Origin of the sequence: Saccharothrix sp. (genome assembly GCF_031180885.1) — a bacterium.
Lineage (GTDB): Bacteria > Actinomycetota > Actinomycetes > Mycobacteriales > Pseudonocardiaceae > Actinosynnema.
Genome location: NZ_JAPSLK010000048.1, coordinates 17,283 through 36,096, shown reverse-complemented (window position 1 = coordinate 36,096; position 18,814 = coordinate 17,283). Strand labels below are relative to the sequence as shown.

The 18,814-nt window shown below is 72.2% G+C and carries 21 protein-coding genes; 12 read left to right on the top strand and 9 right to left on the bottom strand.

Features of this window, described 5'->3' with window-relative positions; translation table 11 throughout:
- Window positions 1–58: 58 nt before the first annotated feature.
- The 4 genes from RIN75_RS34155 to RIN75_RS34140 form a co-directional block, all read right to left on the bottom strand.
- Window positions 59–772: an alkaline phosphatase family protein gene (locus RIN75_RS34155; RefSeq protein WP_309116214.1), complete on the bottom strand. Its 714-nt coding sequence runs from the start codon at window positions 770–772 to the stop codon at window positions 59–61.
- A 10-nt stretch (window positions 773–782) separates the two neighbouring features.
- Window positions 783–1,493: a helix-turn-helix transcriptional regulator gene (locus tag RIN75_RS34150; RefSeq protein WP_309116213.1), complete on the bottom strand. Its 711-nt coding sequence runs from the start codon at window positions 1,491–1,493 to the stop codon at window positions 783–785.
- A gap of 69 nt (window positions 1,494–1,562) precedes the next feature.
- Window positions 1,563–1,943, bottom strand: a complete 381-nt coding sequence (locus tag RIN75_RS34145; protein ID WP_309116212.1) for an aldo/keto reductase — start codon at window positions 1,941–1,943, stop codon at window positions 1,563–1,565.
- An 82-nt stretch (window positions 1,944–2,025) separates the two neighbouring features.
- Window positions 2,026–2,631: a M23 family metallopeptidase gene (locus tag RIN75_RS34140; RefSeq protein WP_309116211.1), complete on the bottom strand. Its 606-nt coding sequence runs from the start codon at window positions 2,629–2,631 to the stop codon at window positions 2,026–2,028.
- Between the two features lie 170 nt (window positions 2,632–2,801).
- Here RIN75_RS34140 and RIN75_RS34135 point away from each other — a divergent pair, with 170 nt between their 5' ends.
- The 4 genes from RIN75_RS34135 (at window position 2,802) to RIN75_RS34120 (ending at window position 5,845) form a co-directional block, all read left to right on the top strand.
- On the top strand, window positions 2,802–3,563 hold the full coding sequence (locus RIN75_RS34135) for a hypothetical protein (RefSeq protein ID WP_309116210.1): 762 nt from the start codon (window positions 2,802–2,804) through the stop codon (window positions 3,561–3,563).
- Entirely contained in the window at window positions 3,560–4,282 is a 723-nt protein-coding gene (locus RIN75_RS34130) for a J domain-containing protein (RefSeq protein ID WP_309116209.1), read from the top strand. Before RIN75_RS34135 ends, RIN75_RS34130 begins: the two co-directional genes overlap by 4 nt.
- Before the next feature lie 10 nt (window positions 4,283–4,292).
- Entirely contained in the window at window positions 4,293–5,180 is an 888-nt protein-coding gene (locus RIN75_RS34125) for an aminotransferase class IV (RefSeq protein ID WP_309116208.1), read from the top strand.
- Window positions 5,181–5,320: 140 nt separating this feature from the next.
- Entirely contained in the window at window positions 5,321–5,845 is a 525-nt protein-coding gene (locus RIN75_RS34120; protein WP_309116207.1) for a hypothetical protein, read from the top strand.
- Window positions 5,846–6,057: 212 nt separating this feature from the next.
- Here RIN75_RS34120 and RIN75_RS34115 read toward each other — a convergent pair whose 3' ends face one another.
- Together RIN75_RS34115 and RIN75_RS44270 are read right to left on the bottom strand one after the other, a co-directional pair.
- Window positions 6,058–6,351, bottom strand: a complete 294-nt coding sequence (locus RIN75_RS34115; protein WP_309116206.1) for a hypothetical protein — start codon at window positions 6,349–6,351, stop codon at window positions 6,058–6,060.
- On the bottom strand, window positions 6,336–6,620 hold the full coding sequence (locus RIN75_RS44270) for a maleylpyruvate isomerase N-terminal domain-containing protein (RefSeq protein WP_375296057.1): 285 nt from the start codon (window positions 6,618–6,620) through the stop codon (window positions 6,336–6,338). Before RIN75_RS44270 ends, RIN75_RS34115 begins: the two co-directional genes overlap by 16 nt.
- A gap of 324 nt (window positions 6,621–6,944) precedes the next feature.
- On the opposite strand from RIN75_RS44270, the gene RIN75_RS34110 reads away from it, so the two are divergent.
- The 3 genes from RIN75_RS34110 to RIN75_RS34100 all read left to right on the top strand — a co-directional run bounded on the left by RIN75_RS34110 (window position 6,945) and on the right by RIN75_RS34100 (window position 11,457).
- Window positions 6,945–7,157, top strand: a complete 213-nt coding sequence (locus RIN75_RS34110) for a hypothetical protein (RefSeq protein WP_309116205.1) — start codon at window positions 6,945–6,947, stop codon at window positions 7,155–7,157.
- An 83-nt stretch (window positions 7,158–7,240) separates the two neighbouring features.
- Window positions 7,241–7,837 carry a hypothetical protein gene (locus RIN75_RS34105; RefSeq protein WP_309116204.1) on the top strand — a complete coding sequence of 199 codons (597 nt, stop codon included), beginning with the start codon at window positions 7,241–7,243 and terminating at the stop codon, window positions 7,835–7,837.
- The gene (locus tag RIN75_RS34100) at window positions 7,834–11,457 is read left to right on the top strand and encodes a CHAT domain-containing protein (protein ID WP_309116203.1); all 3,624 of its coding nucleotides are present in this window, start codon (window positions 7,834–7,836) and stop codon (window positions 11,455–11,457) included. Before RIN75_RS34105 ends, RIN75_RS34100 begins: the two co-directional genes overlap by 4 nt.
- Window positions 11,458–11,462: 5 nt before the next feature.
- On the opposite strand, the gene RIN75_RS34095 is transcribed toward RIN75_RS34100, so the two are convergent.
- Window positions 11,463–11,756: a metalloregulator ArsR/SmtB family transcription factor gene (locus tag RIN75_RS34095; protein ID WP_309116202.1), complete on the bottom strand. Its 294-nt coding sequence runs from the start codon at window positions 11,754–11,756 to the stop codon at window positions 11,463–11,465.
- Window positions 11,757–11,788: 32 nt separating this feature from the next.
- Between RIN75_RS34095 and RIN75_RS34090 the strand changes: the two genes are divergently transcribed.
- Complete coding sequence (locus tag RIN75_RS34090; protein ID WP_309116201.1) at window positions 11,789–12,247, top strand: hypothetical protein; 459 nt, start codon at window positions 11,789–11,791, stop codon at window positions 12,245–12,247.
- On the opposite strand, the gene RIN75_RS34085 is transcribed toward RIN75_RS34090, so the two are convergent.
- Window positions 12,220–12,387, bottom strand: a complete 168-nt coding sequence (locus RIN75_RS34085; protein ID WP_309116200.1) for a hypothetical protein — start codon at window positions 12,385–12,387, stop codon at window positions 12,220–12,222. The two genes, RIN75_RS34090 and RIN75_RS34085, sit on opposite strands and share 28 nt — an antisense overlap.
- An 86-nt stretch (window positions 12,388–12,473) precedes the next feature.
- Here RIN75_RS34085 and RIN75_RS34080 point away from each other — a divergent pair, with 86 nt between their 5' ends.
- Window positions 12,474–13,949 carry a serine hydrolase domain-containing protein gene (locus tag RIN75_RS34080; protein ID WP_309116199.1) on the top strand — a complete coding sequence of 492 codons (1,476 nt, stop codon included), beginning with the start codon at window positions 12,474–12,476 and terminating at the stop codon, window positions 13,947–13,949.
- A gap of 686 nt (window positions 13,950–14,635) precedes the next feature.
- On the opposite strand, the gene RIN75_RS34075 is transcribed toward RIN75_RS34080, so the two are convergent.
- The gene (locus RIN75_RS34075; protein ID WP_309116198.1) at window positions 14,636–17,443 is read right to left on the bottom strand and encodes a LuxR C-terminal-related transcriptional regulator; all 2,808 of its coding nucleotides are present in this window, start codon (window positions 17,441–17,443) and stop codon (window positions 14,636–14,638) included.
- Window positions 17,444–17,561: 118 nt separating this feature from the next.
- On the opposite strand from RIN75_RS34075, the gene RIN75_RS34070 reads away from it, so the two are divergent.
- From RIN75_RS34070 to RIN75_RS34060, 3 genes are read left to right on the top strand one after another with little or no spacing between them, the layout of a single operon-like run.
- The gene (locus RIN75_RS34070; RefSeq protein ID WP_309116197.1) at window positions 17,562–17,900 is read left to right on the top strand and encodes a VOC family protein; all 339 of its coding nucleotides are present in this window, start codon (window positions 17,562–17,564) and stop codon (window positions 17,898–17,900) included.
- Between the two features lie 31 nt (window positions 17,901–17,931).
- Window positions 17,932–18,363: a DUF1801 domain-containing protein gene (locus tag RIN75_RS34065; protein WP_309116196.1), complete on the top strand. Its 432-nt coding sequence runs from the start codon at window positions 17,932–17,934 to the stop codon at window positions 18,361–18,363.
- Complete coding sequence (locus tag RIN75_RS34060) at window positions 18,360–18,806, top strand: pyridoxamine 5'-phosphate oxidase family protein (protein WP_309116195.1); 447 nt, start codon at window positions 18,360–18,362, stop codon at window positions 18,804–18,806. The genes RIN75_RS34065 and RIN75_RS34060 overlap by 4 nt, the downstream gene beginning before the upstream one ends.
- The last annotated feature ends 8 nt before the right edge of the window (window positions 18,807–18,814 follow it).

The window sequence follows — 18,814 nt, the reverse complement described above, 5'->3', positions numbered from 1 at the left end:
AGCAGCGGCACGAGTTGTTCGGCCCGGGTCAGCGACCCGTGGTGCCCGGGCAACCCGCTCAACCACGGCTCGACCGCCGTCCGCACCACCGCCGCCACGGATCGCTGCCCGGCCCGTACACGTGCCCCAACGTGTCCAGATCGGCGTGGTAGGCGTAGCAGAACGCCCGGTCTCGCTCGGCCAACGCCCGCACCGCCTGGCTGACCAGGTCCCCCAACCCGAGCACCGGCTGGAACGCCCCACCGCGCAGCACCGCGCGGGACAACCCGCTCCCCGCCTGCTCCCTCGGCACCACGAACCGCACGTCCACCCCGGCCGCCGCCGCCCGCTCCAGCGCCGTCGGACTCGGCTGCACCTCCTCGGGCACCAGCACCGGCCGCAGGTCCACCGGGTCGACCGACCCGTGCCGCTGCCGGCGCAGGGCGTTCAGCAACTCCTCGCCGTCCGGCCCCGGAACCGCGAACGTGTACCCGACGACCCCGTGGTCCCCGCCGGCCATCGCCGTCGCCAGGGACGCGATGCTGGTCGCGGTCGTCGCGGGGAACCCGGCCTCGATGGGGTTCCGGTCACCGAGCGACGCCAGGAACGGCGCATCGTCGGCGTGGTCGCGCAGCAACTCCCAGCCCAGCCCGTCGACCAGCAACAAGCACACCCGTGACGGACCCGCCAACCCCAGCGCGTCCGTCATCCCCGGAACACCGAGCCCCGCCAGCAACGACGGAACGACCTCGGCCAGCGTGCCCACCCCGTACCGGGGGACGACCATGTCCATGCGGCCGACCCTAGGTCACCGGCAGCGCCTCCCGGGCCCACGCGGCCGGCAGCCGCAGGTTCGTCTCGGACGGAGACCCGTCCTCCACGGTGTGCGCGATCAGGGCCTGGTCGGGCTCGTCGGGCAGGCGCAGGCTCTCGAGGCCCAGGTCCAGTTCGCCGACCACCGGGTGCAGGTACCGGTAGCGCCCGTGGGTCTTGTCCTTGAGCCCGTGCTCGGCCCACACCTCGCGGAACTCCGGGCTCTCCGCCGACAACTCCGCCACCAGCGCCGCGGTGCGCGGGTCGCCGGGGTGGCGGGCCTGGTCCAGGCGCAGGGCGCGGGCCACCGCGTCCAGCACGGTCGCGGAGAAGTGCAGCGTGCGGCCCTGTTCCAGCCGGACGTAGTGGTCCACGCTCACCCCGGCCAACCTGGCCGGTTCCTCCCGGCGCGGGCCGGGCACGCGCCGCCGACCGCCGTGGTCGACCAGCCCCAGTTCCTCCGGCCGCAGCCGCGCCCTCCGGGACCGCAGGAACTCCCCCAACTCCGCGCGCCTGTCCATGCGATCAAGGCCGACCGGGTGATCGAGGACCAGCAACACCCGGGAACTGCTGGGCCAGTGGCAGCACCACGTCCGGGTCGGGATCGAGCGGATGCAGGAGTCCGGCGAGGTCAGCCGCGGCATCGACCCGCACCGGGCGTCCGGCGCGCTGATCGCGGCGATCCAGGGCGGGGTGACCATCCTGCTGTCCACGGGTTCCGCGGGCCACCTGGAGGCCGCCCTGGACCTCTGCCTCGACCACCTGCGCACCTACGACCAGTTGCGCACCAGGCGGCGCAGGGACGCCTCCAAGGCCCGGACCATGTGCTTGCGGCCGTTGCCGCCGGCGTTCGGGTCGCCGGGGTCGACGCTGTTGGTGAACTTGGTGGTGAGCACCACCCGGTCGCGCACACCGGCCTCGGCGATCAGCTCGCCGAGCACGGTCTCGCTCTCGCCCGCGGTGTAGAAGTCCGCGGTGTCGACGAAGTTGCCGCCGGCGTCGAGGTAGCGCCGCAAGATCGGCCGGGCCTCGTCCTCGGTGCGCCCGTACGCGGCGTGGAAGCCGCCGGTGCCGAAGTTCATGGTGCCCCGCGCGAGGCGGCTGACGCGCAGGCCCGAGCGGCCAAGCAGGAAGTACTGGTCCAGTGCCATGGCGTCCACCGTGCCGGGCAAAGAATGTACTTGCATGTGCAGAAACCGGCGGGGGCGCGACCCCCGCCGGTTCCTCCCCCGGTCAGCAGGCGTTCTTGCTGACGATCACGTCACCGGGGTTGTGGGCCTTGCCGTTGAAGTACGGCTTGACGCCCTTGCCGCCCTTGGTGACGGTGTAGTGCAGGTGCGGGTTGCCCTTGGCCTGGCCGGTGTCCCCGACGTAGCCCAGCAGCTGGCCCTGCTTGACCTTCTGGCCGTTCTTGACCTTGGGCTTGCTCGTCAGGTGGAAGTAGTAGGTCTTGTAGCCGCCGCCCATGTCCATGGAGACGCCCCAGCCCTGCCGGCTGCCGTACTTGGCCTCGATCACCTTGCCGGCGGCCGCGGCCAGCACCGGCTGGCCCTCGGTCTTGCCGCCGACGCGCCAGAAGTCGCGGCTGTGCGTGTTCGGCCAGTGGCCGTTGTAGGTCGTGCCCTTCCACTTCTGGCCGCACTTGAACGGGGCCTGGAACTTGGGCGCCGCCGCGATCTCGGCCTCGGTCAGGGTGTGCTCCTCGAGCATGGTCTCCTCGATCGAGGGCTCCCCGGCGGGCGCCGCCGGTTCACCCGCCCACGCCGGCGCCGCGAGCATGGCCCCCGCCCCGACGACCGCCGTGGCGGTCAGGGCCAGTTTCCGGAAGAACGTCTTCACCACATCCCCCTTGCTGGTTGCGGAACAACGCGTTCACCGTGACGGGCCGACCATGTGGAAACCCTGTGGGAAGCTGCACGGCGCGTGGTCCGTCAAGGGCGGGTGTGGGCCCATGACCATCGCACTACGATGAGCCGCTGATCATGAAATACCGTTGGAGGACCCCGGTGGTGGACGACCGCTTACCCATGCGCCCCGAACGCCCCGCGACGCCGGACCGGCCCGGTCGGCGGCTGCCGGCCCGGTCCGCCGAGTCCGGCGGCACGGTGCACGCGGCGGGGAACCTGAACTTCACCGAGTCCGTCGGCACCCGCGAAGAGGTCTGGGAGCGGCTCGGCCCCAAGATCCAGGAGCGGGTGAACGCGCGCATCGGCCAGGTCGTCGAGTGGTGGGCGACCGACTACAGCGGCCGCAACGCCGCCGTCGTCCTGGGCACGCAGGCGTTCGTCACGGTCGAACCCACGGTCAACGCGTCCGGCAACCCCGCGCACGAGATCCGGGCCCTCAAGCTGGACGAGTCGACGTTCCGCCGGGCCACGGTGAACGCCGCCGCGGCGCCCGCCAGGCCCGCCGCCCGGGCACCCGAGCGGGTCGGCCCCGGCAGCGGCCCCGGCACGCCGACCGGCCCGCTGGCCAGGCGCCTCGACACCGGCATGACCGGCTTCCTGGGCAACCTCCCGGCCCGCGCCCAGCAACTGCTCCAGGAACCGTTCCTGGAGGACCGCGGCGAGCTGTGGCACGACTTCTACTACTTCCGCACCGGCTCCAGCCGCTCCATGGGCGGGGCGACGCTGCAGGTCTGGTGCTACCTGGCCGACCGGCGCTTCGTCACGTTCGCCCACGGCACCGGCCACGGCTACCGCGAGGACACCGGCCCCCGCTCGTGGGAACTCACCTGCTGGCGGGCCGAGGTGCTGGGGAACACCCGATGACCGGTCCCTCCCTGCGCGACCTCGACGGCCACGACCCGTACGAACTGCTCGGCATCCCCCCGACCGCGACCCGCGCCGAGATCGTCGCCGCGCATCGGCAGCAGGTCCAACTCGTGCACCCGGACCGCCCCGGCGGCAGCGAGTACGAGACGAAACTGCTGCACATCGCCAAGGCCGTGCTGCTGGACCCGCAGCGCCGCGCGGAGTACGACCGCGCGAAGGCGCGCCGCGCCGACGACCCGGTCAGCGAGTGGGACCGCGAAGAGCCCGACCTCGACGCGCCGGACGACCCGCCCTCGTCCCTGTGGGAGAGCGAGGAAGTCACCACCGGCGTCGCCCCGCCCCGCCGGCAGGACGACCCGCCGACATGGGACGACGAGCCGCACCGCTGGGACGACGCCCCACCGCGCTGGGACACCACCCAGCCGCGCTGGGAGGACCCGCCGGCCACGCACTGGCAGCAGCCGCCGCCCTGGCAGCCGCCACCGTGGCAACCACCGCCGCCACCCCAGAAATCCGTCTCCGCCCTGCCGATCGTGGCGCTGGTGTTCTCCATCCTGTGCTGGTGCGGCCCGGTCGGCCTGGTGCTCGGTCTGGCCGGCCTGGCCAACCCCAAGCGCCCCAACGACCGCGCCATCTCCATCACCGCGATCGTCATCGGCGCCCTGTGGACGATGTTCTTCCTGTCCCGGCTCCTCGATTCCGCCTCCTACCCGTGAAGGAAGGGCGATGAACCCCTCGGGCGTCGCCTTCGTCGACGGGCGGTACTGCCCGGTCGAGGAAGCCCGCATCCCCGTGCTGGACATGGCTGTCACCAAGGGCGACAGCACGTACGACGTCGTGCACGTCTGGCGCGGCAGGTTCTTCCGCCTGGACGACCACCTCGACCGGTTCGAGGCGAGCATGAAAGCGCTGCGCCTCGACCCCGGACTGGACCGCGCGCAGATCGAGGACGTCCTCCACGGGTGCGTGCGCCGCGCCGGCCTCCAGGACGCGTACGTGTCGATGACCTGCACCCGTGGCCGCACCGCGATCCCGGGCAGCCGAGACATCCGCACCGCCCGCAACGGCTTCTACGCGTACGCGGTCCCGTTCGTGTGGATCAACACGCTTGAGCAGCAAGAACTGGGTGCGTCCCTGTGGATCAGCGGACGGCCCCGGATCGCTCCGGAGAGCGTCGACCCGGCCGTCAAGAACTACCACTGGCTCGACATCCAGATGGCCCAGTTCGAGGCCTACGACCACGACGCGCAACTGGTCGTGCTGCGGGACATGTCCGGCGGCATCACCGAAGGCGCGGGCTACAACGTCTTCGCGTACGTGGACGACCGCTGGATCACTCCCGCGCACGGTGTCCTCAAGGGGGTCACCCGTCAGACGGTCATCGAAATCCTGGCCGAGGACGGCATCCCGCTGGAGGAAGGCCACCTCGCCGAGGAGGCACTGCTGCGCGCCTCCGAGGTCATGGTGACGTCCACCGCCGGCGGCATCATGCCGGTGACGACCGTCAACGGCACCCCGGTGAACTCCGGCCACCCCGGCCCGCAAACCCAGCACCTCCGCAACCGCTACTGGGCCCGCCACGAGGACCCCCGCTGGTCCACCCCGGTGCGCTGACGCGGACTCCCCACGGCGCACTACGCACCGTGGTCCGCTCAGGTGGGTGGTTTAGACACCGACCCGACAGTTCGCGGGAACCCCTCCCCAGTCCGGTCCACGGGCCACGCCCGTGGCACACCACACCGAGGGGTTTTGTGATGAACACGCGCACCCTGGTCACCGCGCTGGCCTGCACGGCGGCGTTCCACGCACCCGTCGCACTGGCGGCCGGCGGACCCAGCGGCACGATCAGCTGCGGCACCACGCCGGAAGACCGGTCGACCACGCGCGGCGAGACGCAGACCAGGTCGCAGTCCTGGTTGGACGAACAGGTCCCGTACAACCAGAACGCCTGCCACAGCAACGCTTTCGGCGACTACCGCACCGACTGCTCCGGCTACGTCTCGATGGCCTGGGGCCTGACCCACTCCCGCACCACGGTCACCCTCCGCGAGGTCGCCACCGAGGTCGCCCACGCCGACCTGCGCCCGGGCGACGCCCTAGTCAACAGCAACCACGCGGCGATCTTCGTGCGCTGGGCGGACGAGGCCAGGACCGAACCGGTCGTGCGCGAGCAGACCGGCCCCGACGGCCATCCCCCGGTGGAGCGGAAGTGGACGGCCGGCACCGCCGCCGGCTACGCACCCCTGCGCTACTACAAGGTGGTCGAGGACGGCTTGTAACCCGTGCGGCCGGCGGTGGTCGACGACCGGCAGCGCGAACTGCGCGAGCCGGCATCGTGGAGATCCCCGTCCCCCGTGCAGGGCATCTCGTTGCATGGAGTCCGATGTCGAAGCGTTGCGCGACAACACGTCCGCTTCCGCGCGGTGATCCGCTTCCGACGAGCGCCAAGCGCCTCCCACCGACCGATGGGAGACGCCGTCGCGCGTCCGTGCTACGCCGCGCGGCCCAGGTACGCGAGGTAGCGGTCCTGCTCGTCGGCGCCGGCGGGTGGCTCCAGCGCCGGCCCGAGGCCGATCGGGCCGGGCGGCAGTTCCGGCCGCTCCCGCACCCAGTCCCACGACCAGCGCATGAGCTCGCGGTCCAGCCCGAGTGGTTGGCCGAGGTCCCATGCGTGCACCAACAGGTCGTTCACCTGGATCTCCAGGAATTCCGGCAGCGCGATCACGCCGAACGGCCCCCAGTCGATCGTGCGCGGCATCGCGTCCGGGGTCAGCGCGTCGAGCACCTCGGCCCTGGCGCGCCGCCAACTGCCGACCGGGTCGTCACCAACCTGCGCCGCGGACCGGTGGACCCCGGCGCACCGGTCTCGTACTCGAACTCCGTGCCGAGCGCGATGTGCCGCGTCTGCCTCAGGCCCCAGACGATGTGGCCGGCGATGTCCCGCGCCGTCCACCCCGGACACATCGACGGCCGTGACCACGCATCGTCCGGTACGGCCGTGAGCACGCGCTCGAAATCGTCCTGCACGCGCTGGTAGAACTGCAGAATACCCATTGGTAGCCCCCACCCATTGGCATTTGCCGTTACCGGCACATTACCAAGTGGCACCGCAAGTGGTCACGGACAGTGCCGAGTAGCGCATTCTCCGATAAATGGCCCGAAGCTGCGCGGACTCGAGCAGGGCGACCGGTGAACTGGCTGATCCTGGCCGCCCACCCACTCCACCTTGCCCGCGATCCCACCGCTGACCTGCGCATTCATTGGGAGAGACCGCAAGCCCGACACGCGGAAATCACGCAGCGGCAGGGCAACCAAAGTCGAGGCGATCCCGCCGAACAGGTTAATACTTAAGTTAGTGGCTGTTTGGGAACTACGTCTGTGGGGCGAGATCCGGCGGTGGTCGACGCGGAGAAGTCGGGTTTCGTGCTGCACGACACCACTGATCCGGAGGTGTTCATCGCCGAGATCGACCCGGTCCTGCTGGTGGACGGGGTCGCGGTGACCATGTCGCTGGTGCAGATCTTCCGCGTGCGGGACGGCAGGATCGCCCGGCTGCGGGACGACTTCTCCCCCGACCCGGTCGACCTCTGAGCACGAGGTTCGGCGTGGAGTCGGCATGTGGGGCCTTCGGCGCTTTAAGGTGATCGCGGCGACGATCGGGAGGTGGCCCGCCGATGGCGGACTTGGGTGCGCAGGTGGCCGTGCGGTTGTCGGGTGGTTCCGGCCTCGACCCGGATGCGGCCCGGGAGTTCGCCGAAGGCTTCTACGCGGCGGTCGCCGAGTTGGGGGTGTCGACCCAGTCGGACCCGTTCGACGCGGACCTGGCGCCGTTCGGGGCCGCCGGCCGGTACGCCGTGGACCAGCGGGAAGCGGACAAGAGCGGTGGGGTGCTGACCGTCGCGCTGGTGGTGTCGGTGTTCATCGGCACCGAACTGGGCAGCTGGGCAGTGGCACGGTCGGCGAACACGGTGTGGGACAAGGTTTCCCCGGCCCTGGGTCGGTTGTTCTCCCGGCTGCGCAGGCACAAGGCGGCCGCGCCGGACGCCCGGGTCGTGTTGCGCACGGTGTACGGGGTCGACCAGGTCGTCGTGGAGCTGGAAGCGCCGGTCGGGGCGTTGGACGAAGGCGACCTGGGCCGGCTGCTGGCGCAGGCGCACGAGTTCGCGCGCAAGGCCGTGGACGACACGAAGGACAACCCCAAGGGCACCACAGTGGTCCGCTGCCGGGCGAACGGTAACAACGTGGACGGTGAGGTCGAGATACTGGAGTGACCTACACGCAGGTCGACAGCCTCGACGTCACCGAGGCGATGGCGCGGTTCCGCACCCTGCGCTCACCCCGCCGCGCCCGGCAACTGCTGGAGGCCTACCCGGCGCTGCTCACCGCCCCCACCGGCCCGGAACCGGCGACACCGCTGGAGCGCTACCGCCGACTGGTCCTGATCGCCGCACGGCGCCACGGGATCGGGACCGCGTTCGAGAGCTACCTCCACGAAGAAGGCGCCGACCTGGCCCACGACGCGCTGATCACCGCCAACAGCACCGAACGACTCCGCGAAGTGCTGGAAGCCCACCCCGGCCTGGCCACGACGACCGTCGAAGAGCAGTACGCCGAGTGGGCGCGCGCCGCCGACAACCCGCACGACGCCCGTCTGATGGACAGCCGCCGCCACCTCGTCCACACCGTGATCCGCTCCGGTGTGCCGCTGGGACTGGCCCAGGCCGAGTTCGCCCAACGCATGCTCGCCACCCCCGCCGCCTGGCAGGAGCTGGAGAGCGTCACCGACCGGGAGGGCCTGGAAGCGCTGCTCGACGTGGTCGGCGACTTCTGCTCCCCGGAGACCCCGCTGGCCGAACGCCTCGACCTGCTGACCACCCGTCCCGAACTGGGCGGCTCGGACGCGCGGCAGTTCCTGGAAGCCATGCTCGGTTTCGACCAGCCGCCGGAGGTCCGGGACGCGCTCGAACTGGGCCTGTGGGTGCTGGCCGACTACGCCGAGGCGGTCGAGGACGGCCAGGACCCGGCGGAGGCGGCGGAGGACGTCGTGCGCTCGGTGGCGGCGGGCTTCGTCGTCACCGCCCCTACCGAGGCGCAGGCCCGGCACCGCGCGGTCGAGTACGTGGACGTGTTCGGGCTCGACGACCCCGGCCCGGTCCGGGTCGTGGCGCACGCGGACGAGGACCGGCTGGCCGCCGCCGTCGACCTCGTCGAGGACACCCGCGGTCGCCGCCTCGAATACCTGGCCGACGTCCTCGACGCGCTGCTGGACGCCCAGACCGCCCCGGACGCCCGCACCCTCGTCCTCGACCACCCCGCCCTGCTGTCCCCGCTCGCGACGCGGCTGCTGGCCGAGCAGGCCGAGCAGTTGGAGCCGGCCGGGGAGTACGAGTTCCTGGTCCAGAGCCGGATCCGGCTGCTGCGGGAGTGCCGCGAGATCGGGGTGGAGGCCGCGACCCTCAACCTGAGCGTGGCCTACGCCGAGCGCCGGGCGCGCGAGCACTTCGGGACCGGGGACGCTCTCGTCGTCCCGCCGGGCGCGTTCGAGGCGTTCGCCGGCGAGGAAGCCATGGCGTCGCACGACGTGATGGTCGCCGAACCGGCCCGGCGCGCGGTCAGGGAGCTTTCCGAACGGGGCGCTGGGGACCTGGACGGCGTGCTGGAGTCGCTGGCGTTCGCGGTGGCGCGCACGCGTCCCGGCGGCGAGGTGCGGGCCGGTCTGCTCAACGACCGCGCGTACGTGTGGCGGATGCGGTTCGGCCGCACCGGGGCGATCGCGGACCTCGACGCGGCGGTCGCCGACCTGGAGGACGCGCTCGCCTGCCTGCCCGACGACGTGGGGCTCACCGCGAACCTCGGCGACACGCTGGTCCAGCGCTACGAGGCCGGTGGCGCGGTGGCCGACCTCGGGCGGGCGGCGCTGTTGCTGGGCGAGACCGTGCGCCACGACGACCATCCCGACCACGTGCACCACCGCGTGTCGTTCGCGCACGCGCTGTTCGACCTGGCCGTCGTGCGCGACAGCCCGGCGGACCTCGACCGGTGCGTGGAGGTGCTGGACGAAGCGCTCGCGTTGCGCCCCGACGACCCGGCGGTGCGCATCGGCATGGGCTTGGCGTTGTCGACCCGGGGTGTCGCCGAGGGTGACCGCGACGACCTGCGCCGGTCGGTGGAGTTCCTGCGGGGTGTCGAGGCGGAGCCGGCGCGGTTCAACCTCGCCGTCACCCTGCTGGCGCTGGACGAGGTCGACGAGGCCCGGTCCCTGCTGCGGCAGTGCCTCGACGACCGGACGGCGGGCCTGACGTGGTCGACGGAATTGGGTCGCCGGTCCGCCGCGCTGCTGGCCGAGGTGGCGGAGCGGGAGCGGGACTGGCCCGAGGCCGCGGCGATGTACCGGCGGCTGTTGGCGGGCAGTTGGGCGACCAGCGGCGGCCAGTTGCTGCGCGCCCACACCGAGGCGGAACTGCGGCGCACCACGGGTGTCGCGGCCCGCGCGGCACTCGCGTTCGTGGCGGCGGGCAGTCCGGCGGAGGCCGCGGAGGTGCTGGAACGGGGTCGGGCGGTGCAGATCTCCGCCGCGCTCCGACTGGACACCGCCGACCTGACCCGCGCGGCGACCGACGAAGACTTGGTCCGTGAGTTCACCGAGTTGCGCCAGTGGTTGCGGGACAACGAAAAGCTGGAGATCGGCCGCCGCACCGCGGTCACCCCGGCGTTCCGGAGCCTGGCCACCGCGCGGCGCAAGCAGGACGAACTGGCCGACGTGATCGCCCGGATCCGCGCCCTGCCCGGCCTGGCCGACTTCCTCACCACACCGGCCCTGGACACCCTGTTCGGTGCCCTGACCCAGCCTTTGGTGTACCTGGCCCACACCCCGTCCGGTGGTCTGGCACTGGTCGTGCGCTCGCCCGAGGACATCGTGCCGGTCCCCCTGCGCGACCTGACCGACGCCGCCCTGACCCCGTACGTCCGCCGCTTGGCCACCGATCCCCGGTCGGCCTTGGACGAGTGCACCCGCTGGCTGTGGCACGCCGTGATGTCCCCGATCCTCGACCACCTCACCGACGTCTCCCACGCCGTCTTGGTCCCCACGGGTTTGCTCGGCCTGCTCCCCCTCCACGCGGCGTGGACCCCCGACCCTGACACCCCAACAGGCCGGCGCTACGCCCTGGACCACCTCCTGCTGACCTACACCCCCAACGCGGAAACCCTCCACACCGCAACCCGAACCGCAACCACCCGCACCGACCGAACCGCCTGCGCCGTAGACGAACCGCTGCCCGTCAGCGCCTCTCCCCTGCCGTACTCAAGCCTGGAATGCCAGGCCGCACTGGCCGCAACACCGGGCGCGATCACGTTGCGCGGCACCGAGGCGACCCGGGAAGCGGGGATGAACGCGTTGCTGCACCACGCTTTCACCCACTGGTCGTGCCACGCCTACGCCGACGCCCAAGACCCGTTGCGCAGCGCCCTACTGCTGGCCGCCGACACCGAACTCACCATCGGCGACCTGCTGACACACCGCACCACCAAGGCCCGCCTGGCAGTCCTGTCCGCGTGCGAAACGGCGCGGATCGGCGAGCAGCTACCGGACGAAACCCTGGCCTTCCCGGCCGCCCTGCTCCAAACCGGCGTTCCCGCGGTGATCGGCACACTGTGGTCAGTCCCGCAGGCGGCGACCGCCGAACTGGTCGTCCACCTGTACCGGGGAATCCACGCCGGCCAACCCTTCGCCGACGCCCTGCGCGACGCCCAACGCAAGGTCCGCGACAACACCGTGGAGGAAAAGCTCGCCGTGCTCGGCGACGCCCCCGAACTCCTCCTACAACCCCGCACGGCCCGCCCCCACGCCCAGACCTACCACTGGGCGGCGTTCAGCCTGTACGGCGCCTGACGGCTTCAGCGGAGGACGGCGGCCAGGAGGTCGGTGCCCAGGGTCGTGAGGTCCGGGAGGTTGAGGGTGTAGCGGACGTGGCGGCCCTCGCGGCGGGACGTGAGGAGGCCGGCGCGGCGCAGGACGGCCAGGTGGCGGGAGACCTCGGGAGGCGAGAGTTCCCACGTGTGGGCGAGTTCGCCGGTGGTGTGGGGGCCGCGGGCCAGGGTGCGCGGCAAGCGCAGGCGCAGGGGGTGGGCGAGTGCTTCCAGTCGGCGGGTGACGGTGTCCAGCGACACCGGTTCCGCCCGCTCCGCCACCGGGTACTGGATTACCGGCTGCCACGGTCCTGGTGGTCAGCCTCCAGGTCCCGATCACCGTCCTGATGTCCCGCTTCTCCCGCCGCACCGCCCTGGTCCTGGCCGGCGTCGTCCTCACCGCGTCCTACCTGGGCTTCCTGGCTGCCACCGCACTGGCCGCCGGCTGGGCCGCCCCGGCCGTCGCCGTGGTGTCCGTGGTGTGCACGCTCGGCGAAATCGTCTACGCCGGCAGCGCCACCGCCCTGGTCACCCACCTCGCCCCCCCGGGTGCCCTGGGCCGCACCCTGCCCCGCTTCGAACTCTCCACCGGCTTCGGCCTAGCCGTCTCCCCGGCCGCGATCACCGCCCTGGCCCCCCACGCCCCGACCGCGTTGTGGGGCACCCTCGCCACCGCAACCCTCCTCTCCGCAGCCGCGGTCGGCACGGACGTCAAGGGGTCTCGGACGCAGCACGAAACATCGCCTCAGACGTCAGCTAGCCCAGCCTCGTAGCGGAGGTGGTTGGCGACGGCGGCGCGCATCGCGATCAGGCTGAGGTTGTCCCCGACCACGCCGTGGACGTCCCGGGCGATGAGCAGCCGCTCCTCCGCCACCGCGTCGACCGCCACCCAGCCCTTGTGCCCCAACCTCATGCCCGACACCGTATGCGGAACATCGCGACCGAACCTCAGACCACAGTCTGATGCCGAACCCGGCCATCCCGCCCAAAAATCGACACGTGTTCTCGACGATCATCACCGCACTAGCCGTGTCGACCGCCACCCTCACCGCCCCCACCACCCCGGTAGACACCGCCATCGACGCGGTCGTCAGGCAGTACCAGGAGGAAGCCGACCTGCCCGGCGCGGCGGTGGCCGTCACCCGTGGCGACCAGGTCGTGCACGCGGCCGGCTATGGCCACACCCCCGGCGGTGAAGCCATTTCCGAGCACACCGTCATGCCGGTCGCGTCGGTGAGCAAGTCGTTCACCGCGCTGGCCGTCATGCAACTGGTGGAGCGCGGGAAGATCCGCCTCGACGACCCGGTCCGGACGCACCTGCCCGAGTTCGCCATGGCCGACCCGCGCGCCGACCGGATCACCGTGCGCAGCCTGCTCGACCAGACCTCGGGCATGTCGGACACCACGTTCCGCTCGTTCAGCGGCCCGACCGTGCACACGCTGCGGGAGGCGGTCGAGTCCATGCGGGACGCCACCCTCGCGGCCGACCCCGGCACGAAGTGGGAGTACCACAACCCGAACTTCCAGGTCGCCGCCCGCCTGGTCGAGGTCGTCGACGGCCGCTCGTTCCAGGAGTACTTGCAGGCCAACGTCTTTCGCCCGCTCGGCATGGCCGACAGCCGCACCGCCGACACCGAGCGCGACCTCCCGCCGACCGGCCGAGGCCACCTGAAGGTCCTCGGCATCCCCCTCGCCCTACCCGAACCACCGGCCTTCGGCAACGGCTCCGGCGGCGTCCTCAGCTCCGCCCACGACATGGCGGCGTGGCTCATCGCCCAGAACAACCAGGGCAAGGGTCCACAAGGGACGATCGCCACCCCCGAAACCATCGCCACCACCCACACCCCGTCGCCCGCGTCCAAGGACTACGCCCTCGGCTGGTTCACCGGAACCACCCCGAACGGCGCACCCCTCCTCGACCACGGCGGCGACCTGTTCACCTCCACCGCCTACCAAGCCCTCCTGCCCGCGTCCCGCTACGGAATCGCGGTCATGGCGAACACGGGCATGCTCCACGGCGACGCCCAAGCCTTGGGCGCCCGCATCATCGCCCTCCTCGAAGGCCGGCAACCGTCCCCGATCACCGACCTGTTCGCCGTGGACGCCGTACTCCTCGCCCTCACACTGCTCGTCCTCGCCGCAGCGATCCGCGGCATCACCCGCGCCCGCCGCTGGGCCACCACCCGCTCCCACCCGATCGCCCGCCTACTCCCCCTCCTAACCCCACTCCTGCTCCTGCTCACCATCCACCGCGTCGTCGGCTTCCTCTACCGGGGCCGGGACGTCGCGTGGCTCCAGGTTCCCTACCTGTACCCGACCTTCATGGTGTTGCTCGCGACGACGACCCTCGGCGGTCTCGCCGTCGCCGCCACCCGACTGGCCGCCCTACGGACTGTGTCTCGGGTCACATCAGAAGGTGTCACGTCCGGGCCCGGCCGCTTGTCACATCGGCGTCATCGAGGTCCGGTGACGTGAGCAACGAGAGGTGACGAGCCATGCAGAACCACCACGTCGTCGTCCTGGGTGCCGGCTACACCCGCATGTTCGCCGCCATCCGCCTGGCCGCACCAAGCGCACCGGTGTCCGCCGCTTCCACACCCGGCTGACTGAACTCACCTCCGGCGACACGGTCACCATCCGCGGCGGGGCCTCACCGGGATCGAAGCGGCCACCGAGGTCGCGGAAGCCCGGCATGACCTGCACGTCACGCTGATCAGCGGGACCGAGCCCGGCGCGATGATGGGCGACAAGGCCCGCGCGTACCGGAAGCCGCAGTCGGCGGGCGTGGTGCTGGAGCCGACGACGATCAACGGGGAGCCGGCATGCTGTGCTCGGTCGGGTCGACGCCCATCGGCGCGCTGACCTTCGACCTGGTCGACGGCCTCACCCAGAACGTCCGCCCAGGTCAACCCGGACAAACTCACCGGCCTCCGCTGACCAGCGGAACCAACCGGCGCCCGCCTCGCCGACCAGCCCGTCCGCCTTGCCGTGCGGGCAGTCCACCGATGGGGGAGGAAGGGCGTCGGTTCCCCCACCGCATGGCCTGGCAAAGCCAACCGCGCTTTGGTCGCCCTTCGGGCAGGCCATACGGTGGGGAACCGAAGCCCCGCCGTGGCTGATAGCCGGCCCGCCGCGCGGAGCGCGGCGAAAAGCGGCGCCGGTCACCGCCCGTTCGCGGGCGGCGCGAAGGCCAGTGCGGTCATGGCCCGGACGCCCGCCGCCGTGTGGTCGCCGCCGAGCAGGACGAGGGTTCGCGCCGCCTGGTAAGGGCTACCGGCGGCGCGGAAGGCCTCGGCGGTGGCGAGCAGCCGGGGTTCGTCGCCGTCCATCAGGGCCTCCGCGCGGTCCAGGAAGGCCGTGGCGACCGGGTTCCCGGCCACGATCGGGCGCGCGGCAGCGACCAGGGCGCGAGCATCGCCGCCACCGGTCAGTGCCGCCGCTTCGGCACGCAAGGCCAGGTACCAGTCGCGCCACACCCACAAGACCTGCTCGTCGAACTCGCCCGGGTCGGCCGCCGTCCGCTCCGCCGCCTCGGCCGCGCGGCCTTGGTGCAGCAGCACGACGGTGTCGAACACCGCCCGGTAGCCGGCGCTGTCCTGCGCGCTGACCCCGAGTTCCGCGCCGACGGCCTGCCACCTCGCCCGCGACTCGTCGTCCCCGCGCAGTCCGTGGACCATCGCCACCGCGGCCGCCGCCGTGGCCAGGTCCGGCGCGTGCGGACGTCCGGCGCGTTCCCACGCGTCGAGGAAGCGGGTGCTGCCGTCGAGCACGGCCTCGGCGTCACCCACCAGGGCGTCGGCCACCAGCAGGCGGGAGGTGGCGAAGTCACCCCGTTCGGCCAGCAGCGGCAGGTCGCGGAGTTGCCGGCCCCAGCGCCGCGCCCCGGCCAGGTCGCCCACGCCCACGCAGGTCTCGGCGGCCTCGGCCAGCGCGTTGACCCGTTCCAGGGCGCCGGCGGGGGTGGTCGGGACGGTGGCGAGGAGTTCGACGCGCCGACGAGTCGTGGCGGCGGTGGTGACGGTGTCGCCGGCCCAGCACAGCGTTGCCGTGAGCGCGTCCAGCGCGGCACTCTCGGCCAAGGGGTCTCCGGTCTCGCGGGCGAGTTCTACCGCACGTTCGGCTCGGGTCATCGCCTCCGGCAGGGCCGATCCCGCGCCCAGGACACCGCACTCCGCGAGGGCGATGGCGGCTGATGCGGCGGGGTCGGAACCGGCCAGTTCACGGGCCTCGGCGAGCAGCACGGGCGCCTCGTCCTGCGGCGGGTGGGTGAACGCGCGGGCGAACCGGTAGGTGGTGACGGCGGCGGTGGCCAGGTCGTGGGCCGCGCCGGCGGTGTCGCCGGAGCTTCGGGCGGCGGTCGCGGCGGCGCGCAGCAACCGGTACATGTCCTCGCCCCGCACCCGGCACCCGGCCACGGAGGCCGCTTGACGCAGTGCCGGGGCCGGGTCGTCGGCCAATCCCGCCGCCTGCTCGTAGCGCTGCTGGGCCTCACCGAGCAGGGTCCGGCGGAACGCCGAGGCGGCCAGCGACAACGCCAGCTCGTGTGCCTCAGCACGATGCGCGGGTTCGCCGGCGGCCCAACCCAGCGCAGCACGCAGGTCGTCAGCCACAGCATCGAACCGCGCCCGCCACGCCCCGACACCCGCCGCAGAGCCCGCCGAACTGTCCGCGGTGGTGTCGGCTGCCAGGTCGGCCGCGGTCGTCGAGCACCACGCCAAGTGCCGCGACCGGACCTCGTCGACTTCGCCCGTCACCGCCAACTGCTCCGCGCCGAACTGGCGAATCGTCTCCAGCGTGCGATACCTCGTCCCGCTCGCCGACGGGACCACGGACAGCAAGCTGTGCTCGGTCAGCCGAGCCAGCCCATCGGTCACCGCCGCAACCTCCAGCGGCGCGAACCCGGCCACCAGCCCGGCCGCACCCGCCGTGAACGGCGCCACGAACACCGAGATCCGCCGCAGCAACGTCCGGTCGTCAGGGTCCAGCAGGGCGTGGCTCCACTCCAGCATCGCCCGCACCGACTGGTGCCGGTCATCAGCCCGCGCACCACCGCTGAGCAGCCGCAACTGGTCGGACAACGTGTCAGTCAGCCCGTCCAGACCCAGCGTGGGCAACCGGGCAGCGGCCAGTTCGATGGCCAGGGCCACCCCGTCCAAGCCCCGACAGATCTCCGCCGCACGGCCGCGCTGCTCCGGCGGCACCGGCCACCCCACCGCCGCCGCGCGCTCCAGGAACAGCGCGACCGCGTCGGACTCGTCGTCACCGCTCAGCGACAGCGGTGGGATCGGCTGGACCCGTTCGAACGGCACCATCAGCCGCGCACGGCTGGTCGCCAGCACGGTCACCTTCGGGCACGACCCGAGCATCCGCTCCAGGAACGGGGCCACCCCGTCACGCACGTGCTCGCAGTTGTCCAGCACGAGCAGCGCCCGCCGGTCGGCCAGGGTGGCGATCACCGAGTCGTCCAGGCTGCGCCCCGGCTGCTCGCCGACGCCGACCGCCGCCGCGACCGCCGCCCCGACCATCCTCGGGTCGGTCACCGGGACCAGATCGGCGAACCACACCCCGTCCGCGAACTCCCCGGCCGTGTCCGCAGCGACCGCCAGCGCGAGCCGCGTCTTGCCCACCCCGCCCGGACCGACCGCGCTGACCTGCCGCTGCGAGATGACCGCCTCGGCCAGCAACGCACGCTCCCGCGCCCGGCCGACGAACGAGGTCACCGGCGACGGCAACGCCGGCGCGACCCGACCGCCCCGCGCGACCCGGCCCCACTCGACGGCCACCCGGGCCAGCCCGCGCCGGTCCGGCGCGCCGAGCTTGCGCAACAGGGAGGACACGTGGGTCTCCACCGTGCGGACCGAGATGAACAGGCGCGCGCCGATCTCCGCGTTGCTCAGGTGCTCCCCGAGCAGGGCCAGCACCTCCGCCTCCCGGGTCGAAATCCCTGCTTGAGCCACCACGGAGGACATCCTGCCCCATCTCCGTGGTGGTCTCCGTGGTCACCACGGATGTCCGCGGCGGCGATCCGGGAGAAGGTTCTCGTGTGGCCATCACCGGCCAGACAGACACCACCTACGAGGAGTGATCGTGAGCGTCCGCACCGTCCTGCACCCCGTCTCCGACCTGGCCGCCGCCAAGGCCGTCTACACCGCCCTGCTGGGCGCCGCGCCGCAGGTCGACGAGGCCTACTACGTCGGGTTCGACGTGGACGGCCAGCACATCGGGCTGGTCCCGGGCGGCGGCCCGCAGGGCATGACCTCGCCGGTGGCCTACTGGCACGTCGCCGACATCGAGGCGAAGCTCGCCGAGGTCACCGCCGCCGGGGCGACCGTGAAGGACCCGGTGAGCGACGTCGGCGGCGGTCGCCTGGTCGCCACGTTCACCGACCCCGACGGCAACGTGCTCGGCATCCTCCAGGACCGCTGACCCCCTTCTACTTCACACAGGAGAAACCGCCATGTCGAACACCACCTTCACCGCCGAAGAGCGCGCCGCGATGCAGGAGCACGCCCGCGACATGAAGAAGACCGCCCGCCGCGGCTCCCGCGCCACCGCCGCCGACGCCGAGGCCGACGTGCTGGCCAAGATCGCCGCGATGCCCGAGGCGGACCGGGTGCTGGCCGAACGCGTCCACGCCCTGGTCAAGGCCAACGCCCCCGCCCTGACCCCGAAGCTGTACTACGGGATGCCCGCCTACGCCCGGGACGGCAAGGTCGTCTGCTTCTTCCAGAACGCCGGCAAGTTCAAGTCCCGCTACGCCACCCTCGGCTTCACCGACGCCGCCACCCTGGACGACGGCTCGATGTGGCCCGCGTCCTTCGCCCTGACCAAGCTGACCCGCGCCGACGAGTCCCGCATCGCCGCCCTGCTCACCCGAGCCGTGGCATGACCGCCGTCGCTCCGCCCAGGTCCCCGCGGCAACGCCGCGCGGACACGCTCCACCGGCTGGAGAACGACGTGGACGCGTGGGTCGCCACCGCCGACCCGGCCGGCACCCCGCACCTGGTCCCGCTGTCGTACCTGTGGGACGGCGAGACCCTGCTGCTCTCCACGGCAGCCGGCAACCCGACGGCCCGGAACCTCCGGGCCGTCGGGCGGGTCCGCCTCACCATCGGTCCCACCCGGGACGTGGTGCTGGTCGAAGGCACCGCCGAAGTGGTCGAGGTGGACACCGAGGTCGCCGACGCGTTCGCCGCGAAGACCGGCTTCGACCCCCGCGAGCAGCGCGACTTCCCCTACTTCCGGGTCCGGCCGCACCTCGTCCAAGCCTGGCGCGAGGTCAACGAGATGGCCGGTCGCGACCTGATGGTCGACGGTCGGTGGCTGGTCTGACCCGCCAC